13 protein-coding genes are annotated in these 18145 nt (G+C 60.7%); 6 read left to right on the top strand and 7 right to left on the bottom strand.

Annotation, left to right across the window (positions count from 1 at the left end; translation table 11 throughout):
- Window positions 1–8: 8 nt before the first annotated feature.
- The 3 genes from ACS5Q0_RS19520 to ACS5Q0_RS19510 all read right to left on the bottom strand — a co-directional run bounded on the left by ACS5Q0_RS19520 (window position 9) and on the right by ACS5Q0_RS19510 (window position 3569).
- A complete protein-coding gene (locus ACS5Q0_RS19520) occupies window positions 9–917 on the bottom strand; it encodes an ABC transporter permease (RefSeq protein ID WP_473128312.1) in 909 nt (302 codons plus the stop codon).
- On the bottom strand, window positions 914–1891 hold the full coding sequence (locus ACS5Q0_RS19515) for an ABC transporter permease (protein ID WP_473128311.1): 978 nt from the start codon (window positions 1889–1891) through the stop codon (window positions 914–916). The genes ACS5Q0_RS19520 and ACS5Q0_RS19515 overlap by 4 nt, the downstream gene beginning before the upstream one ends.
- A 79-nt stretch (window positions 1892–1970) precedes the next feature.
- Window positions 1971–3569: an ABC transporter substrate-binding protein gene (locus ACS5Q0_RS19510; protein WP_473128310.1), complete on the bottom strand. Its 1599-nt coding sequence runs from the start codon at window positions 3567–3569 to the stop codon at window positions 1971–1973.
- Between the two features lie 187 nt (window positions 3570–3756).
- On the opposite strand from ACS5Q0_RS19510, the gene ACS5Q0_RS19505 reads away from it, so the two are divergent.
- On the top strand, window positions 3757–4620 hold the full coding sequence (locus ACS5Q0_RS19505) for an IclR family transcriptional regulator (RefSeq protein ID WP_473128309.1): 864 nt from the start codon (window positions 3757–3759) through the stop codon (window positions 4618–4620).
- A 283-nt stretch (window positions 4621–4903) separates the two neighbouring features.
- Here the strand turns inward: ACS5Q0_RS19505 and ACS5Q0_RS19500 are convergent, their stop codons facing one another.
- The 3 genes from ACS5Q0_RS19500 to ACS5Q0_RS19490 form a co-directional block, all read right to left on the bottom strand.
- Window positions 4904–5170, bottom strand: coding sequence for a transposase (locus ACS5Q0_RS19500; protein ID WP_473128308.1), 267 nt, complete (start codon window positions 5168–5170; stop codon window positions 4904–4906).
- A 745-nt stretch (window positions 5171–5915) separates the two neighbouring features.
- Entirely contained in the window at window positions 5916–9689 is a 3774-nt protein-coding gene (locus ACS5Q0_RS19495; protein ID WP_473128307.1) for an autotransporter domain-containing protein, read from the bottom strand.
- A 484-nt stretch (window positions 9690–10173) separates the two neighbouring features.
- Window positions 10174–10848, bottom strand: a complete 675-nt coding sequence (locus ACS5Q0_RS19490) for a GntR family transcriptional regulator (RefSeq protein WP_473128306.1) — start codon at window positions 10846–10848, stop codon at window positions 10174–10176.
- A gap of 144 nt (window positions 10849–10992) precedes the next feature.
- Between ACS5Q0_RS19490 and ACS5Q0_RS19485 the strand changes: the two genes are divergently transcribed.
- The 5 genes from ACS5Q0_RS19485 to ACS5Q0_RS19465 all read left to right on the top strand — a co-directional run bounded on the left by ACS5Q0_RS19485 (window position 10993) and on the right by ACS5Q0_RS19465 (window position 17016).
- Window positions 10993–11997 (top strand): TRAP transporter substrate-binding protein, encoded by a 1005-nt coding sequence (locus ACS5Q0_RS19485; RefSeq protein ID WP_473128305.1) that lies wholly within the window; start codon window positions 10993–10995, stop codon window positions 11995–11997.
- A 69-nt stretch (window positions 11998–12066) separates the two neighbouring features.
- A complete protein-coding gene (locus ACS5Q0_RS19480; RefSeq protein WP_473128304.1) occupies window positions 12067–12642 on the top strand; it encodes a TRAP transporter small permease subunit in 576 nt (191 codons plus the stop codon).
- On the top strand, window positions 12639–13955 hold the full coding sequence (locus ACS5Q0_RS19475) for a TRAP transporter large permease (RefSeq protein ID WP_473128303.1): 1317 nt from the start codon (window positions 12639–12641) through the stop codon (window positions 13953–13955). Before ACS5Q0_RS19480 ends, ACS5Q0_RS19475 begins: the two co-directional genes overlap by 4 nt.
- Window positions 13956–14044: 89 nt before the next feature.
- Window positions 14045–15439, top strand: coding sequence for a malonyl-CoA decarboxylase (locus tag ACS5Q0_RS19470; RefSeq protein ID WP_473128302.1), 1395 nt, complete (start codon window positions 14045–14047; stop codon window positions 15437–15439).
- A 38-nt stretch (window positions 15440–15477) separates the two neighbouring features.
- Window positions 15478–17016, top strand: a complete 1539-nt coding sequence (locus ACS5Q0_RS19465; protein WP_473128301.1) for a malonate--CoA ligase — start codon at window positions 15478–15480, stop codon at window positions 17014–17016.
- A gap of 84 nt (window positions 17017–17100) precedes the next feature.
- Here the strand turns inward: ACS5Q0_RS19465 and gcvA are convergent, their stop codons facing one another.
- Window positions 17101–18054, bottom strand: coding sequence for a transcriptional regulator GcvA (gene gcvA / locus ACS5Q0_RS19460; RefSeq protein ID WP_473128300.1), 954 nt, complete (start codon window positions 18052–18054; stop codon window positions 17101–17103).
- Between the last annotated feature and the right edge of the window lie 91 nt (window positions 18055–18145).

Below are 18145 nucleotides of genomic sequence, written 5' to 3'. Positions count from 1 at the left end.
TCGCCTCCTCAGTGCTGCAGGCGCGGGTTGAGGACGTCGCGCATCTGGTCGCCGACCAGATTGATGCTGACGATGGTGACCAGGAGTGCGAGGCCGGGGAAAACGCTGACCCAGTACTCGCCGCTCAGCATGTAGTCGAAACCGGAGGCGATGAGCATGCCGAGCGATGGCTCCGTGACCGGAACGCCGACGCCGAGGAAGGAGAGAGTCGCCTCCAGCGTGATCGCATGGGCCACCTGCACGGTGGCGACGACGATCAGCGGCGGCAGGCAGTTCGGCAGCAGGTGGCGCAGCACGATGCGGCGGCTCGGCAGAGCCAGGCACTGGGCAGCCTCGACATACTCCTTGCGGCGCTCGACCAGCGCGGCGCTGCGCACCGTGCGGGCATAATAGGCCCATTGCACGGCCGTGAGTGCCACAATCACCTTGTCAACGCCCTTGCCGAGCACGGCGAGCAGAATCAGCGCGATCAGAATCGCCGGGAAGGACAGCTGGATATCCACCAGCCGCATGATCGCAGTGTCCGTGCCCCCGCCAGCATAGGCTGCGATCATGCCGACGATCATGCCGATGGCGAGCGCCATGGCCGTGGACGAGAAGGCGACCAGGAGAGAGGTGCGCAGGCCATAGAGGATTGCGCTCAGCAGGTCGCGACCCTGCTCGTCGGAGCCGAGCCAGAAGGTCATTCCGTCGAAGCTCTCGCCGCCGGGATGCAGCATGCCGTCCATGATGTTCAGCTTGCTCAGATCATAAGGATCCTGCGGCGCGATCATGGGAGCGAAGACAGCCGACGAGACGACCAGGACGAGCGCGATCAGGCCGAGAAGCGCGACACGGCTTTCCAAAAACTGGGAGACGAACCGCCTCAGGGGCGTCTGCACCTTGGGACGTGCGGGAAGCGAAGTTGCCGCGGTCATGCCTTGCCGCCTCCCAGGCGAATGCGCGGGTCGAGCAGTGAGTAGACCAGGTCGACCACGAGGTTGATGACGATGAAGAGGAGTACCGTGACCAGCAAGTAGGCCACCACCACGGGCCGGTCGAGCACCAGGATGCTGTCGATCAGGAGCTTGCCCATTCCGGGCCATGCGAAAACCGACTCGGTCACGACCGAGAACGCGATGACGGAGCCCAGCTCGAGGCCGAGAACGGTGACCACCGGGATCATGATGTTCTTGAGAATGTGGACCCCGATGACCCGGCGCATCGGAAGGCCTTTCGCGCGGGCGAAGCGGACATAATCCTGTAGCGCCACCTCGCGGGTTCCCGCACGGGCGAGGCGGATCACGAGGGACACCTTGAACAGGGCCAGGTTCAGCGCCGGGAGAAGAAGGTGCTTGAGGCCGTCGAGGGTCAGAAAACTGAAGGGGACGCCGAACACGCTCACGGTTTCTCCTCGGCCACTGGCAGGAAGCCAGCCGAGGAATACGGCGAAAGCCATGATGAGGAGCATGCCGACCCAGAAGGTGGGAAGACTGAAGCCCAGAATGGATCCGGCCATGATGATGCGGCCAGCGCGGGACTCGGGACGAAGGCCCGCCCACATGCCCAGCGGAATGCCTGTCAGCACGGCGATGACCATGGCGAGCAACGCCAGCTCGAGGGTCGCCGGAAAGCGCTCGAGGACCAAGTTGACAGCAGGTACGCCGTGAACGAACGAGGTTCCGAGATCCCCTGAGAGGGCATTCTTGGCGAAGGCCAGGAACTGCTCGTGCATGGGGCGATCGAGGCCAAGCCGCGCAATGGCGGCGGCTCGCTCGATCTCGTCGGCCTCCGGACTGATCAGCACGTCGATGGGATTGCCGATCGCAAAGATGCCCGTGAACACCAGGACGGACATGATCGCCACCACGATCGCGCTCTGTGCGATGCGCCGGATCAGAAAAACCAGCATGACGAATTTTCCATGGCAAGCGGGAGAATGCATTGGGGGCGGCATCAACCGCCCCCAACAGGCGGATTGCGAGTGGCTCTTACTTGGCCGAGCGGATCGAGGCGGCCAGAGTGTACTGGTCGGCGCGGGGCTCGTAGCTCAGTCCCTTGCGCATGGCCCACGAGGTGACCTCATAGTGCAGAGGCAGGACGGCGTAGTCATCCATCGCAACCTTCATCGCCTCGGCCAGGAGCTTCTCGCGCTCCTTGTCCTCGACGGTGGCGAGAGCCTTGGTGAGCAGATCGTCGAGCTTCGGGTTGGAATATCCCGTGTAGTTCGTCGGCCCGAAACCCTTCTCCTTGATCCTCGTGGCGACCAGGGACTTCAGGGGTGAGGAGGCCTCACCCGTCGCGGCGCTCCAGCCAGCGAGATACACGCTGAACTCACCCTTGTTGCGCCGTGAGAAGAAGACGTTGACGGTCGCAGCATCCACCTGGGTTTTGACGCCGATGCGGCTGTACATTTGGGCGACCGCCTGGGCGATCTTCTCGTCGTTGATGTAGCGGTCGTTCGGCGTCCCGATGGTCAGCTCGAAGCCGTTCGGATAGCCGGCCTCGGCCAGAAGCTCCTTAGCCTTCTTCGCGTCGCTGACGACTTTCAGGTCCGGGTTGGTGCCGAACAGGCCGGGCGCCAGGAGCTGCGCCGCGGGCTCCGCGGTGTTGTTCATGATGCGCTGAACGATGGCCTTACGGTCGATGGCCAGCGAAAGCGCCTGACGAATGCGGATGTCGCGCAGCGGGTTCTTGCCGTCGGTGCCCTTGATCGTCGGCGTCGGCTCGGCCTGATCGAGGGCGAGATAAACGACCCGGTTCGACAAGGTCTCGACGACCGAAACCTTCGGATCCTTGCGCAGCCGCTCCAAGTCCTGCAGCGGCGGCTCGTCGACGACATCGACGTCACCTGCAAGAAGCGCTGCCACACGCGGGCCATCGCTGGTGATCGGGCGGAATGTCACCTTGTCCCACTCGGGCTTCTGGCCCCAATAGTCGGGATTGCGGGCAAGTACGATGCGCTCGCCCTTGACGTACTCGGCCAGCCTGAAGGGGCCGGTGCCGATGGCGAGCGTCCCATCGTTGAAGGCCTGCGTCGTGGGCCAGGAATCAGCCTTGCATCCAGCCTTGTCGAAGGTCACCTTCTCGCCGCCGGCAGCCTTGGACGAGATGATGCCGAAAGTGGTCAGTTCCACGGGAAGAAGAGGATATGGCGCCGCCGTCTTGATGATGACGGTGTAAGGATCCGGCGTCTCGATGGCGTCGATGCCCTTGGTGTAGAGCGTGAACGACGACGGGCTGTTCGCCACGTTCGGGATGCGGCAGACCGAATAGACGAAGTCCTGCGCCGTGAACTCCGTGCCGTTGTGGAATTTCACGTCCTTGCGCAGCTTGAACTCCCAAGTCTTGTCATCGACCGTCCGCCAGGATTCGGCGAGCGCGGGAATCAGACGCTGCTTCGCGTCCTGGTCGACGAGCGACTCGAAGATGTGCCGGCGCACCGTGTTGTTGGGCGTGAGGTTATGATAGTGCGGATCCAGGGAGCTCGGCTCGGACGCAGTGCCGATCTTGAGTTCGGCCGCCGATGCTTGGCTTGCGAGGAGTGACGCGGCGAGGATGCCGGCAAGGACGCTGATCTGCTGTTTCATGGCCTCTCTCTGATGATAGCTTCTGAGCGGGTCGGCTGCGAGCTTTTATTATTAGAAAACAGGTATATGTTATCGCAATGCGATAATTGTGTAGCGCAGGGCGATTATCTCGGATAGAATTGCTGAGCTTGTCAAGGGAGCTGTCACGTCAAGCAGATCCTGGCTGAACGCCTATAGGGAGGCCGCAATGGCGCCGAGAAGGTCCGTCACGACGAAAGACCCGGCAGAGGTGCCGGATGCTCTGCACGTGGAAGGCGTGGCGAACGGGACATCCCGCGAAGATCCGCTGTTCATCAGTTCACTCGCGAAGGGATTAGGAGTGTTGAAGGCCTTCGAGGGCAATTGGGATGCCTTGGGCCTGCGGGAAATCGCAGTGCGGTCGGGGATCAGCATGGGAGCGGCCCAGCGCATCACCCACACGCTGGTCCGTCTCGGTTATCTGCGCAAGGACGACAGGACGCGCCGCTACCGCCTGGCGGTCCGCATGCTCGATTTCGCGTATCACTATTTTCACGCCAGTCCGCTGTATGAAGTCGCGATTCCATTCGTAGCTTCGGCGCGTGACGATTGTCGGGAGACGATCAATGTCGCCGAGTTGGACGGCCCGGAGGTGGTTGCCGTGATACGCATGCCGAGCCGTCGCTTGATGAACCCGACGTCAACGATCGGACGCAGGCTGCCGGCTTTCTGCACGGCAGGCGGCCGAGCGCAGCTTGCCTGGCTGTCGGCGGAGGAGGTGAAGACCATCCTCGACAGCACCGACTTTCAACCGCGGACCCCGCATACGATTGTCGATCGCGGCGAAGTGGAGCGGCGTCTGGCAGCCGCGCGGCGTGACGGCTTCGCTCTGGTGGAGGAAGAGGTCAATCACGGTGAGATTGCACTCGCGGCGCCGATCCTGGATGGAAGCGGGCGCCCGCTCGCAGCTGTCGGTGTTTCGACATCGACGGCGGATTGGACGGCTGACACGGCGCGAGAGAAGCTCGCTCCCGTTGTGATGCAAACTGCGCGGCTGATCTCGCGTTCTCTCCAAGGCTGGAAGCCATTTTAGGAGACGTGACGAGTGAAGGTGCCATCCGAATCACCGAACATGGATGCTTCTCAAGAAGCATCCATTGCGAATGGCGCGGATCATAGGCGGCAAAGCTCCGATCAGCGGCTGGCGGCCGCGCGGCAAGGCGAAAACCCAGGCTGAGCCGCCGTCACCCGCGTGCTCTACACGGGTGCTGGAGCATTTTTGGCGAAGTGGGCTCGGTCCGCCGTAGAATGCGGCACACCAACGAGAAGAACCGATTCCATGCAAGTGGAAACAGCCCTAGAGGGTGCCTGGATATTTAGGTTGCTGCACGGGCTAACATTTTGGTCATCAGTCGACACATCGCGAGGCAGATCCACGTCTCGGTGGTGGCCGGGAGCCCCTCCCAGTCCTCGGCCAAGCGGCGGTTGCACGCGAGCCACGCGAAGGTGCACACGACAATCCAGCGCTGCGGCAGAACCGTAAACCCAGTTGGCATCTCGGGCGCCGGTTGATCGACCGGCACCCAGGCCCAAAGCCGCGGCCGCTTCACGATCAGCCGCGTCCATCCGAGTTCGGCGGACAAGAGGCCAGCTCCTGATAGCCCATGTCGGCAAACAGACACTCCACATCCGGATAGCAGCTCCTCGGGTCGGTCAACACAGCGTGCGCCGCGCGCCGGTCGTGCACATCGGCCGGATGCACCAGTACGTGCGGGATGTTAACAATCGCATTCAGCACCCGCTGCAGGTCATGCTTGCGCGGGCGCCCGCAGGCGGGTGGCCGGGATCAGGAGAGGCGCCAGGATTGCCCACTCCCCATTGCTCAGGTCGGTGTCATAGCTGAGAGCGGTCATGCCCCTTCAGATGCGCGCCGCCCGATGCTCCAGCCACCCTCTAGCCTCGTTGGAATGACTCAGCCGGCGGAGCAAGGGCGGTCAGAGCCACTGCGGGCAGTGGCCCAACAACGGAGATCGTCACCAGCAGACGCGCCGACTCATTCTATTTGGCTCGCTGGGCGAGCGAGCGATCTAGACGGATGATCTAAACTTTGTGCGGATTAAGCTGCCAAGAGCACTTTCGGTGCACGAGATCAAAGCTGGTGCGTCCATATATGGAGCACTTCAGGAGCTTCTGATCATTGTTGCGGTTCTGGCGCTCACGACAATATTAACGAATGAGAGCGCAGGGGCGCTCGGTGAGATCGGCTACAGCCGCAGCCCGGTTGCACCAAATGCTGTTGGAGGGTGCACAAGGGGCAACTGGAACACTGGAGCAAATTATCTGTGATGGAGCCGATCAGTGTCCATCGCGGGTGCCGCATTGAGGCGGCTAGCGCGTTCCGAAGCGCCAGATGAAGCTGCCCTTCAGCGCATGCTCCTGCTCCCGCGGGCCGATCTGCCCAGAGTAAGATACCCCGAGGTTGATTGCGTCACTGGCGGTCCAGACCAGTCCCGCTTCCGCCACGAGGGCGTCGCGATCCACCGGAACACCCGCTATCGTGAAGGCCGACGCGCCGCCAGCAAACGCCAGTTGCGTGCTAGGTTCGAGATCTCCAAAAGCGTGCCGCCAGCCCACAAGACCACGCACGCTCAGGGGCAGTTCTGCGCTGAGCCGAGCCTCGGCTCGCAGCCCTAGTGTGGTGGTAGCCAGGTCCTGGTCCTGCTCATAGCCGGTAAGAGCTGCCGCCCCCGCCTCTTCACTAAAGCTATCCGTCTTCAGCCGCAGGAGTGACGCGCCCACGAACGGCTCCAGTTGCACGACCCCGAGATCAACCCGATAGCCGACCTCGGCGAAAGCCTGCGCGCTCCAGCCGTCATAGGAGGCATGGGCGTTGTCACTGAACCCTGGGAAGCGAATCGTCCGGCTGACGTCAAAGTCATGCCAGGCATAGGAAGCACCAAACCGCACATTGACCGCGCCCCAGGTGCCGGAACCATAGAGAGCCGCAAAGTAGCTGTCGGTGAAGCCGGAGGACAGGCGGCGATCCAGATCGAACGAGGTGCTTGTAAAGGCCCCAGCGAGCCCGACACGGAATGCGGCATCGATCTGGGTATCGGCTCCCAGAATGAAGCCGCCAGTCGATGTATCCAGCCTCGCGGCATTGCCGTTCGAGGCAATCCTGCCCCAGGAGCCGAAGCCCTCGCCCCACATAGCCTGACGTGGTGCGACCCGCATTGGCACCGCCACCGTCTGGCGGCTCGCTCCGGGCAGATCGGCGGCATAGGCTGATCTGTAGGAGCCTTGCGCCAATAGCGGCACGGCGGAGCCGACCAACGGCTGGCGGAGGCGGGTGAGAACCGCCTCTCGAACGAGCCGTCCATCCTCATAGGCGACTGCCGCCGCCGAGGCATGCGCCTCGCCCGAAAGGGCATCGAACGCCTGTCGGGCCCCTGACACACTCTGGCCGACCACGGCTTGGAACAGGCGGTTGTCCGAGCCCAGGGTTTCCACTGCATCAGCCGCGTTATACTGGTTCCTGGTTTCAGCAACCGAATGAAACGCGGTGGGCTGATCCGGATCGGTGGGATCCGCCTTGCGGCTCAAGATCAAACCAACCGCCTTGGCATCATAGGTTAGCGCGGGATCGAGATAGGCGAAGTTGGAACTCACGCCGGCAAAGGCGCCACTGACACCACCATTTGCCGTGAGGATGGTGTAGCGCGTCGATGGCTGATAGCTTCCCGTTTCTGCCTGCACTTGAACGCGGCCGCCTGCGAGAACGGCAGCACCGGTTGCCGCAATCCGATCCGCCTGACCGGCAGCATTGACCTCGACCCGGTAGATTGAGCCTGAGGCAAAGGCGACATCGCCGGCGACGTTGAGCTTGCCGATGGAGTTGCCCGGTGCAACCCTCCCGCCTGACAGGACAGACAGTCCGCCAATCGTGCCGGAGCCGCCCAGCAGGCCGTTGCCTACGGTGACCACTGAGCGGGCGAGCGAGCCGTTCACTACGAGAGCACCCGCGGTGACACGTGTCGAGCCCGAGAAGCCTGAACTGTTCCCCGACAGTGTCAGGGTTCCTGCACCTGCCTTGAGAAGCGATCCGGTGCCGTTGATGACGCCACCAAGGGTGTCATCCTTGCCAAGTGTTCCGAGCGTCAGGCGGCGGCTCCCTAGGAAGACACCGCCCGCACCGGAGAGCGAGCCGATCGATGTCCCCGCCGTCACGCCTGAAACGTCCACCCGGCCGCCGCCCTCGTTGACGATTGTCGCTTTGGACGCGGTCGCCGAGCCGGAGAGGTAAATAGAGCCTGTCGTCCGGTTTGTGATCGTGGCCGAGCCCGCGCTTGCGCCGCCTTCGAAGTAGAGCGAGCCGGAATTGAGAAGGTCGATGGCGCGGTTGCCGGCCCCGACGCTGGCTCCCTGAAAGCGCAGGGCAGCGGCGTTGTCTACGGTGATATTCCCGCTGCCCAACGCCTCGGATGCTGCGGCAACCAAGGTGCCGCCGCTGACCGTCGTGTCGCCCGTATAGGTGTTGGCGCCTGTTAGGATCAGGGTTCCGTTGCCGATCTTCTCCAAGGGCCGTGGCCCGCCGATCTCCGAGATGACGCCAGCTTGGGTCGCCGTGCCATTGAGGGCCTGAAGCTGGGTTCCGCTGGAGCCGAGAATAATCGGATTGGCGAGGGTCAACCTATCAGCATAGTCGACCACCGAACCGAATGTCGTCAGCGCGCCGGTGCCCAGTGCCTGATTGTGCTCCAGCCGGAGCGTTCCGTTCATCAGGGTGGTTCCGCCCGTAAAGGTGCTGGCACCGGACAAGGTCAGCGATCCGACACCCTTTTTAATCACTTGGCCGGAGCCGGAGATTCCCCCTGTTGCACGAAGAGACGCGGTGCTCGTGTTGAAGGTCACTGTCGAGGAGTTGCTCAACACAATGTCGTTGTTGAGCGCCAGTCCAGTGGATTCTGGTGCGATAGTCGCCTCGGCGCCTGACGAGAGGGTTAGATCGCCAACCATCGTCGAGCCCCTGAGCAGCTGGAGCATGTTGCCGAGACCATTGAAACGGATTGCTGATGCGCGTGTGATTCCGTCACTGTTCAGGCCGCCGCTGATGGTGCCGGCGTTTGCAATGATGTCATTCCCGTTCGTGATGATTCCGGCTCCTGCCGCACCATAGATTCCTGCGCCGCCGCTAATGGTCCCGTCATTGACGATGATGTTAAAGCCGCGGATCAGATTAATCCCGGCTCCGCTGCTGCCGGGCAGCCCGCTGGCGTTACTGCCGAGCCCGGCATTTCCACCAATGCCTCCAGTTATGGTGCCGAGATTGGTGATGATCGTGCTGCCGTCGAGTGCGAGGAAGCCGTCGCCGCCCCCACCGCCGCCGCCCGCAAAGCCGCCGTCACCGCCAACTCCGCCATCACCGCCCTGGATGACTCCCCAGTTCGTAATGTTCTGTGCTGACGTCGACGAGATCAGCCCGGTGCCACCGCCGCCGCCACCGCCGCCATTCCCCACGAAGCTGGTGCCGCTGCCACCATTACCGCCGGTCCCGCCGGAAACGGAAACCCCCGTGCCGATCGTCAGATCACCGCCGCGGAAGTAAATCCCAGTGCCTCCGCCTCCCGCTCCACTGGCGAAGTTGAGATCATCTGCTCCGACGGCACCATCCCCGCCGCTAACAGAACTGCCGATGAAAACCCCGCTGGCTACGAGGTCTACGCCGGTATTGCCGCCCGCCCCACCAGCAAAGGAACCCGGCGCTCCAGTGCCACCGTTGCCCCCCGATTCAGGGCCCCCTGGGATCACGATCGTAGCTCCCGTTCCGGGGTCGAACTGGCTGGAACCGCCGCCTTCACCGTTGCCCGCACCGCCGCTACCGGAACGGTTTGGTACGCCCGAGCCGCCGGGAGCGCTGCAGGCCTGGGTCGCGCCGGGCGCACAAGCCGCCCAAGCTGCCAGCGGAGAGCCGGCAAGGCCTAAACCCAAGGCAAGTGAGGATGCGGTGAGGAAGGCGTCTCTCGAGAGAGAGAATGAGGAAAGAGACGTGCCACTCAACAAGTCGATCCACAGCACCTTCATCGTGATGACAGGCCGCAACTGTCGCTCAGAGGCGGTGCTGGACTCATGCCGCTCGTTTCTCGAAAGGCACGGCTGCTTCATCGGTTCCTCCTCTGCAGCCCATAGGCTCAACTTGAAAGGTAGTTCGGCCGCGCAAGTATTATGATAAGAAGCCTATTCTTCCACTTTAAATCCTGGCTCGGGTCCTGTTTCTTTCAGATTGTTACCTTCGGGCAACTAAGGAGCATAAGGTTCTGTGGGTCAGTTTGGCTGCTGCCCAGCGAGGATCTATCGCAACCATTAGTCTCAGAGTTGCAGGTGCTCTGCGGAAGGCCCCAGCGGGGCCTTGTCACGTTAACCGCCTTTGAACGCAATGGAATTTGGTTAACGGCACAGTTGGTTCACGCGACAGCGCCGACCATAGTTTTCCATTTTACCGTCGAGGTGAGACGCTGCAGATTCATGGTAAGACTCCACAAGCCTCTGAGCGAAAGTGACCGCGACATCGCCGCAAAGGAACCATCGGTCTCGGATGCCTTATGCTCCGCAATCACGGATTAGGATAACTATTGGAGTCAGCATCCATTCAGGTCATCGAGGACTTCAGGCGTCCTCGCTTGCTGAGATTGGAGACGAGGTCGCTGAAACGGTCGCCTTGAACGGCAATGTGGTTCCGCAGCAGAGATCGGGCAGCTTCCGCATCACCGGCAAGGATAGCTTCGACGATTTCGCCGTGCTCCTTTAATGATCCCTTCATGCGGTTGCGCACGTGCAGCTGCAAGCGACGGTATGGGCGCAGCCGCCGATGCAGCGCCACGCATTGTTCCTCCAGAAAGCTGCTGTGACTTGCCGTATAAATAGCAAGGTGGAACGCTTCGTTCTCGTAGTAATAGCCATCGGGATCTTCTCTCATCGCCGCGGTCTCGCACCTCGCATGAGCGGAAAGCAATGCCTCGCGGTCCTGGTTCGTGTGGCGGCGGGCGGCAAGAGCGCCCGCCATCCCCTCTAATTCCGCCATAACCTCGAACATCTCGAATACCCGTTCCGGACCCGGATCGACGACGACGGCTCCGCGTCGTGGACGAATCTCAACGAGGCCGATCGCGCTCAACTGCATGAGAGCCTCTCGGATAGGAGTCCGCGACACGCCAAAGTGACTGGCGAGTTGGACTTCGTCGAGGCGCTCGCCCGGCTCGAACTCACCCTTCAGGATACCGTTCTCGATCTCGTCTCTCAGCTTGTGAAAAGTGTTCTCGACCATCCGCTCCTCGCTCAACAGGAGGCTGCCTAGCAAGACCCAATACGAGATTAGTCTTATTGTATACACACGAGTTGACAATGTGTGCAATGAGGAAGCACATTATCGTCAATTCGGCAGGATTGCCGGAACACGAGGGAGGAAAGAATGAGGAAATATGCGAAGCTGCTGAAGTTTTCTGCTGTTCTAAGCCTGGGCAGCCTGCTCGCCTCGGGTGCGCTTGCCCAGACTGTTCTGAAGGCATCTCATCAGTTCCCCGGTGGCAAGGGCGACATTCGCGACGAGATGGTGCAGATCATCGCCCGCGAGGTCGAGGCCGCCAATGTCGGTCTCAAAATTCAGGTTTTCCCCGGCTCTTCGCTCTACAAGCCGAACGACCAGTGGAATGCTGTAACGCGCGGCCTGCTCGACTTGACCTCATTCCCGCTCGACTATGCTTCGGGCCGTCATCCTGAATTCTCCGCCACCCTGATGCCGGGGCTTGTCGGCAGCTTCGACCGGGCAATGCGGCTCAATGATTCCGAGTTCATGGCGGACATCAAGAAAATCGTCGATAATGCCGGGGCTATTGTGATCGCCGATGCCTGGCTGTCAGGCGCCTTCGCGTCCAAAAAGAACTGCATTACCGCGCCGGATACGATAAAGGGACAGGTAATCCGTGCCGCCGGCCCGGCTTTCGAGGAGATGCTGGCCGCCGCGGGCGCATCGATTTCCTCTATGCCATCCTCGGAGATCTATACCGGCATGCAGACCGGCGTTCTAGACGCTGCCAATACGTCCTCGGCGAGTTTCGTTTCCTATCGCCTCTTTGAGCATGCAAAGTGCCTGACTGCGCCCGGCGAAAATTCGCTCTGGTTCATGTACGAGCCGGTCCTCATGTCGAAAAAGGTATTCGACAGGCTGAAGCCCGAGCAGCAGAAGGCGATCCTCGCGGCGGGCGAGAAGGCGGAGGCCTATTTTAACGAGGAAGTCCGGAAGGGCGATAAGGTCATGGTCGATGCCTACAAGAAGGCAGGTGTCGAAGTCGTCGAGATGTCGAAAGCCGATTACAACGCCTGGCTCGAATTGGCCAAGCAGTCTGCTTACAAGAATTTCGCTGCCAAAGTCCCTGGCGGAGACAAGCTGATCGAGAAAGCCTTGGCCGTGAAATAAGGCCTGGAGCTGTTGGTGGCGCGACCACGCCGCGCCCCCATGCCGTCTCTGCCCATTAGGAAGCCCAATATGGTCAAGGCCTTTATCAGAGGGGTCGGGAACCTGTCGCGTCTGTTCGCGATCCTGGCGACCCTCATGATCATCGCAGCGATGCTTGTCGTCTGCCAAATGATTTTCATGCGCTATGTTTTTCGTCTGCCGACGATCTGGCAGACGGACTTCGTCGTTTTCTCGGCCACGGCAGCGATGTTTCTTGGCGCTCCTTATGTCCTGCTAACAGGAGGGCATGTCGGCGTCGACGTCATCGAGCTCACGGTGACCGAACGGACCCGAGCCAGGATGCGGATCGTAAGCAGCCTTCTCGGCTTGATCTTCTGCATCATCATGGTGATCGCGACCTGGGTGCAGTTTCACGATGCCTGGAGCGGAAACTGGAAGCACTCGAGCGTATGGGCGCCGCCGCTATGGGTGCCACTCGCAACCCTTCCCCTTGGTTTCGGGCTGCTCTGCCTGCAATACGTAGCCCAGATCCTTGCACTCACCGCGCTCGACGGGAAGCAGGCAGGCGACCATGTCGCACCAGAGAATGGGCTGATCCACGACGACTTTGTTGAACTGCCTCACACAAAGGAGTTCCCGCGATGAGCCCGACCGGTGCCGGACTGCTGATCATACTGGCCCTCTTCATGCTGTTGGGAACCGGCATGCCGATTGCCTTTGCCCTCGGCCTCGCCGCATTTGCCGCGCTCTTCCTGCAGGATGGCGTGGATATCTTCTACGTGCTTGGAGACACCATGTTCTCGGGCATCGCAAACCTCGCCTATGTCTCCATTCCGATGTTCGTGCTGATGGGAGCCGCTGTGGCCTCCTCGCCTGCGGGATCGGATCTCTACTCGACCCTCGATCGCTGGCTGAACCGGATACCCGGCGGGCTCGTCCTCTCCAATATCGGGGCGTGTGCGATCTTCTCAGGCATGACCGGCTCGTCGCCCGCCACCTGCGCGGCCATCGGCAAGATGGGAATCCCGGAGATGCTCCGGCGTGGCTATCCCACCTCAGTCGCAACGGGCTCCATCGCGGCAGGCGGGACACTCGGAATCCTCATTCCGCCCTCCGTTACGCTTATCGTTTATGGCATCGCCACAGAAACATCGATCGGCCGGCTTTTCATGGCGGGGGTGGTGCCCGGCATCATGCTGACGATCATGTTCATGATCTGGGCGGTCATCGACTGCAAGCGCAAGGGATACGAGTTCGATGCCCGCGCCATCCGCTATACGTTCAAAGAGCGACTTGCCGGACTGCCGCGGATCCTGCCGTTTCTGCTGATCATCGCCGGAACGCTCTACGTGCTCTATGGCGGCCTGGCGACCCCCTCGGAGGCGGCGGGCGCCGGGGCGCTCCTCACCTTGCTGGTGGTCATTGTCACTTACAGGCTGTTCCGGTTCCGCGCTGTCGCTGAGATATTCGGCTCTGCCATGCGTGAAAGCGTCATGATCATGATGATCATGGCTTCGGCGGAACTCTTCGCATTCGCGCTCTCATCGCTGTTCATCACTCAGACCGTAGCGTCAGTGATCGCCGACATGGAAGTGAACCGGTGGGTTCTGATGGCGATCATCAACGTGTTCCTGCTGGTGTGCGGAATGTTCCTGCCGCCAGTCGCCGTCATCGTCATGACTGCGCCGATGCTCTTTCCGATTGTCACCCAAGCCGGTTTCGATCCGTACTGGTTCGCAATCGTGCTGACCATCAACATGGAGGTCGGCCTCATTACCCCCCCAATCGGCCTCAATCTGTTCGTGATCAACGCCATCGCGCCGGATATCCGGACGAAGGATATCCTCTGGGGATCATTGCCCTATGTACTGGTCATGTTCCTGGCCATCGTCATTCTCTGCGTCTTCCCTGAGATCGCGACATGGCTCCCGAACCAGATGCTGGGAGCTATCGAATGAGCACGCCATCGTTCCCCAGCAACACGGTTCTGACGATGGCCGAGTGCAGCCGAGGACTCCTTGCGCACGAGGTTTAACGGAGGCAGAGCATGAAGTTCTACAGCTCGAGGACTGGAATGGCCGACGCCTCTACGTTTCTCGGGGATCTCATCGATACGCTGACGGGAAGGGGGAGGGCCCTGCTCGGTCGCAAGAGTGATCGGGCCGGAATTCCGCAGCTCGACTTGGTCGCCATGAGCGAGTTGCTCCTGTCGCGGAGGGGTGAGGCATCCGGCGTGGCTTTGGCACAGGCACTCCTGGCGAGCTATGGCGCCGCGCCAGATGCAGACCGTGTTGCATTCCTGCAAGCCCTTGCCGATCGTTTCGGACCTGATCGCCGCCGGGTCGAACATGCGATTGAAGCGGTTCGCAAGGATCAGGGAAGGGAAGCACTGGAGGCACTGCATGCCGCGGCCGAGCCTCGGCGCCAGGAGCTGTTTCGGAGACTCAATCTTGCCCCGGACGGTACCGCAGCCCTGATCAGAATGCGTGAAGATCTCAGCAACCATGTCAAGGACAATTCAGGACTGAGGTGCGTCGATGCCGATTTCGCGCATCTCTTCTCGTCCTGGTTCAATCGGGGGTTCCTGGTGCTGCGACCGATCGACTGGACCACGCCGGCCAACATTCTCGAGAAGATCATTCGTTACGAGGCGGTGCATGCGATCCAGAACTGGGACGACCTGCGCAATCGGCTTGAACCCGATGATCGCCGCTGCTACGGCTTCTTCCATCCTCAACTCGTCGACGAGCCGCTGATTTTCGTCGAGGTGGCGCTGACGAAGGACATTCCCAGGGCTATCGGTCCGCTCCTCGATCTCGCTCGCAAGCCGATTGCAGCGATCGAGGCAACAACAGCGGTATTTTACTCGATCTCGAACACGCAGAGAGGATTGAGCGGCATAACTTTTGGCAACTTCCTGATCAAACAGGTGGTGGAGAATCTCAAACACGAACTGCCGAACTTGAAGACATTCGTGACGCTTTCTCCTGTGCCCGGCTTTGCTGCATGGCTCGCTCGTGAAAGGAAGACCGAGGAATCGGTTTGTCTCAATGCTAGCGCCAAGGAGGTATTGACGGCTCTCGACGAGCCCGCCTGGTATGAAGATGAAGCGAAAGCTGAAAGGGTTTGCGCTGTCCTCGTCCCGACCGCAGCCTATTACTTCTTGAAGGCGAAGGATCCGAAAGGCCGTCCCGTCGATCCGGTAGCCCGGTTTCATCTCGGCAACGGAGCCCGGCTGGAGTGCCTCAACTTCCTCGGCGATGTCTCCCCCAAGGGCCTGAATCAATCGCATGGAATGATGGTGAACTACCTCTATGCCTTCGACGAGATCGAGAAGAACCATGAGGCGTTCGCGGAGAAAGGCGCAGTCGCTGCTTCGTCTCTGGTCCGAAAAGCGTTGCGGACGGATTTTCCCTCCCGCGATCTGATGCCAGCCACATGACTACAACACTCCACGACGCCCATTTCAGAGCTCCTGCCATGAATGCAAACCTGTTCGCTCGGCTTGAACGATCAATTGCCACCCCCATGAAGACTGCCATCGCCACATCTGACGGTGAGACGATCAGCTATGCGGACCTGATCGCGCTGTCAGCCCGTCTGGCGAACGTTCTGGTTGCCCGCGGAGTCAAGCCAGGTGACCGAGTCGCCGTTCAAGTGGAAAAGTCGGCTCCGGCGCTGGTTCTGTACCTTGCGACCGTACGAGCAGGCGCTGTCTATCTTCCTCTCAATACAGCCTACACGCTGACCGAGCTTGAGTATTTCATCGGCGATTCCGAGCCCTCCCTGGTAGTCTGTGATCCCAGCAAGCGCGAAGGAGTCCAACAACTCGCCGCGAAGGTGGGTGCCAAGGTCGAAACGCTCGATGCACAAGGGCAGGGCTCTCTCACGAGGGCTGCAGACGATGCCTCCGAAGCGTTCACGACGGTGCAGAGGGCAGGGGATGATCTGGCGGCGATTCTCTATACGTCAGGTACGACCGGCCGTTCGAAGGGAGCGATGTTGACGCACGATAATCTCGCTTCCAATGCCCAGACATTGATCGAGTTCTGGCGCTTCACGGCGGATGACGTGTTGATCCATGCGCTGCCGATTTACCATACCCATGGACTTTTCGTGGCCAGCAACGTCATCCTGTTCTCCGGCGCGTCGATGATCTTCCTGCCGAAGTTCGATGCCGATGAGATCCTGAGGCTAATGCCTCGCGCCACCGCTCTCATGGGAGTTCCGACCTTCTACGTTCGTCTGTTGCAGCATCCCGGCCTCACGAAGGACTCAACGTCGGGCATGCGCCTGTTCGTGTCGGGATCAGCCCCCCTTCTGGCCGAGACCCATCGTGAGTGGAGTGCGCGCACCGGCCATGCCATCCTGGAGCGTTACGGCATGACGGAAACCAATATGAACACTTCCAACCCCTACGATGGCGAAAGAATTCCGGGTGCGGTTGGCCTGCCTCTGCCGGGTGTATCGGTACGCGTCACCAATCCCGACACGGGGGAGAAGCTGGCGTGCGATGAGATCGGCATGATCGAGGTGAAGGGTCCGAACGTTTTCAAGGGCTACTGGCGCATGCCGGAGAAGACGGCTGCCGAGTTCCGCCTAGACGGCTTCTTCATCACCGGCGATCTCGGCAAGATCGACGATCGTGGATACGTGCACATCCTCGGCCGCGGCAAGGATCTGGTGATCACCGGCGGCTTCAACGTTTATCCAAAGGAGATCGAAGATGAGATCGACGCTATCCCAGGCGTGTTCGAGAGCGCGGTGATTGGCGTGCCGCACAAGGACTTTGGCGAGGGAGTGACTGCCGTCGTGGTCCGCTCGAAAGAGGCAAGGGTAGACGAAACGGCAGTTTTGACCACGCTCGAGGGCCGCCTTGCAAAGTTCAAGCTGCCGAAGAGCGTCGTCTTCGTCGACGAACTTCCGCGCAATACCATGGGCAAGGTGCAGAAGAACGTGCTGCGCCAGCGGTTCGCTGATCTTTACGCTCCGCCGCCACAGGCGGCTCCGATGTCGTGAGATAATAGGGTTGTTGTCAGTAGCTTGGTCTTGCTCCGGTTTTGTGGAGAGCGGCTTGATAGCTGTCCGGTCAGCCTTTTCGCACTAAATCGGACTGAGATAGTCGAGTGTCGAGTGATGCCGGCCGCTCAGTTCCGCCCAAGCTTCTGTCCTGCCTACGCCGATCTCGCCGAAGAGCCACTCCCGGAAGATTTTGATCTTTGGGAGGTCGACAGCCGACTTGAGCGTCACAAAACCGTGGCCCTGCGCCGTGATGGCCTCGGATTTGAAAGGGATGACCAGTTTGCCGGCCTGTAGTTCCCGCTCTGCCAGAAGCATGCTGTCCAGGCACACGCCGAGACCATCGACGGCAGCGCTGATTGCCATGAAGGAACGGTCAAAGCGAAGGCCCCGTTCGAGATCGAGCTGAATCTTGTGGCGACGTGCCCACTCGCGCCAACTCACGATGTTGATCTCGGAATGGATCAGGGTGTGCCTACGCAGATCCTCCGGGCATCGAATGGGATTGAGGCCCGCCGCCAGAGCCGGTGAGCACATAGGGACGATGATGTCCGTTGGGAACGGGACGAGAACCGTCCCGACCTTTGGCGGTCCGGGATTATAGCGGATGTCGATATCGACTCCGTCGTCCGTCAGGTCGGCCGGCGTCACAGAGGCGTTCAGACGGATGTCGATATCCGGATTGAGTTCCTTGAAGCGAGCCAGCCTCGGGACCAGCCACTGAGTGCCAAAGCTCGGGGTGGAATGTACCGTAAGGATTGCACTCCTGCTGGCTGTCGCAACGTTTCGCGTCGCTCGATCAATGCGAGCGAACGCAGCCGTAACTTCGGCTGCATAGTAAGTGCCTGCTTCGGTCAGAATAATGGAGCGATGCGCACGGGTGAACAGCTTTACGCCGAGCTGCTCCTCCAAGAGCTTAATCTGGTGGCTAATCGCCGAGGGCGTAACAGCCAAGTCTTCTGCTGCGAGTGCGAAGGACCCGAGGCGCGATGCCGCCTCAAAGGCCTGTAGTGCTTTGATTGAGAACCGGTTTCGCATCGCAGTAATTACATGAGTTAATCTCACCTATCCGCCAGCTTATTCATTTGTTGAGTTCATCTCAAGACGCTACAGTTTCATGACATTCCGG

This window comes from Microvirga sp. HS2, assembly GCF_055792805.1.
This window is presented reverse-complemented; position numbering and strand designations above follow the sequence as displayed.

What these genes read in the sequence shown, in the direction of transcription:
- ACS5Q0_RS19520 (WP_473128312.1), bottom strand. Translation starts at nt 917, where the DNA reads ATGACCGCGGCAACTTCGCTTCCCGCACGTCCCAAGGTGCAGACGCCC.
- ACS5Q0_RS19515 (WP_473128311.1), bottom strand. Translation starts at nt 1,891, where the DNA reads ATGCTGGTTTTTCTGATCCGGCGCATCGCACAGAGCGCGATCGTGGTG.
- ACS5Q0_RS19510 (WP_473128310.1), bottom strand. Translation starts at nt 3,569, where the DNA reads ATGAAACAGCAGATCAGCGTCCTTGCCGGCATCCTCGCCGCGTCACTC.
- ACS5Q0_RS19505 (WP_473128309.1), top strand. Translation starts at nt 3,757, where the DNA reads ATGGCGCCGAGAAGGTCCGTCACGACGAAAGACCCGGCAGAGGTGCCG.
- ACS5Q0_RS19495 (WP_473128307.1), bottom strand. Translation starts at nt 9,689, where the DNA reads ATGAAGCAGCCGTGCCTTTCGAGAAACGAGCGGCATGAGTCCAGCACC.
- ACS5Q0_RS19490 (WP_473128306.1), bottom strand. Translation starts at nt 10,848, where the DNA reads ATGGTCGAGAACACTTTTCACAAGCTGAGAGACGAGATCGAGAACGGT.
- ACS5Q0_RS19485 (WP_473128305.1), top strand. Translation starts at nt 10,993, where the DNA reads ATGAGGAAATATGCGAAGCTGCTGAAGTTTTCTGCTGTTCTAAGCCTG.
- ACS5Q0_RS19480 (WP_473128304.1), top strand. Translation starts at nt 12,067, where the DNA reads ATGGTCAAGGCCTTTATCAGAGGGGTCGGGAACCTGTCGCGTCTGTTC.
- ACS5Q0_RS19475 (WP_473128303.1), top strand. Translation starts at nt 12,639, where the DNA reads ATGAGCCCGACCGGTGCCGGACTGCTGATCATACTGGCCCTCTTCATG.
- ACS5Q0_RS19470 (WP_473128302.1), top strand. Translation starts at nt 14,045, where the DNA reads ATGAAGTTCTACAGCTCGAGGACTGGAATGGCCGACGCCTCTACGTTT.
- ACS5Q0_RS19465 (WP_473128301.1), top strand. Translation starts at nt 15,478, where the DNA reads ATGAATGCAAACCTGTTCGCTCGGCTTGAACGATCAATTGCCACCCCC.
- gcvA (WP_473128300.1), bottom strand. Translation starts at nt 18,054, where the DNA reads ATGCGAAACCGGTTCTCAATCAAAGCACTACAGGCCTTTGAGGCGGCA.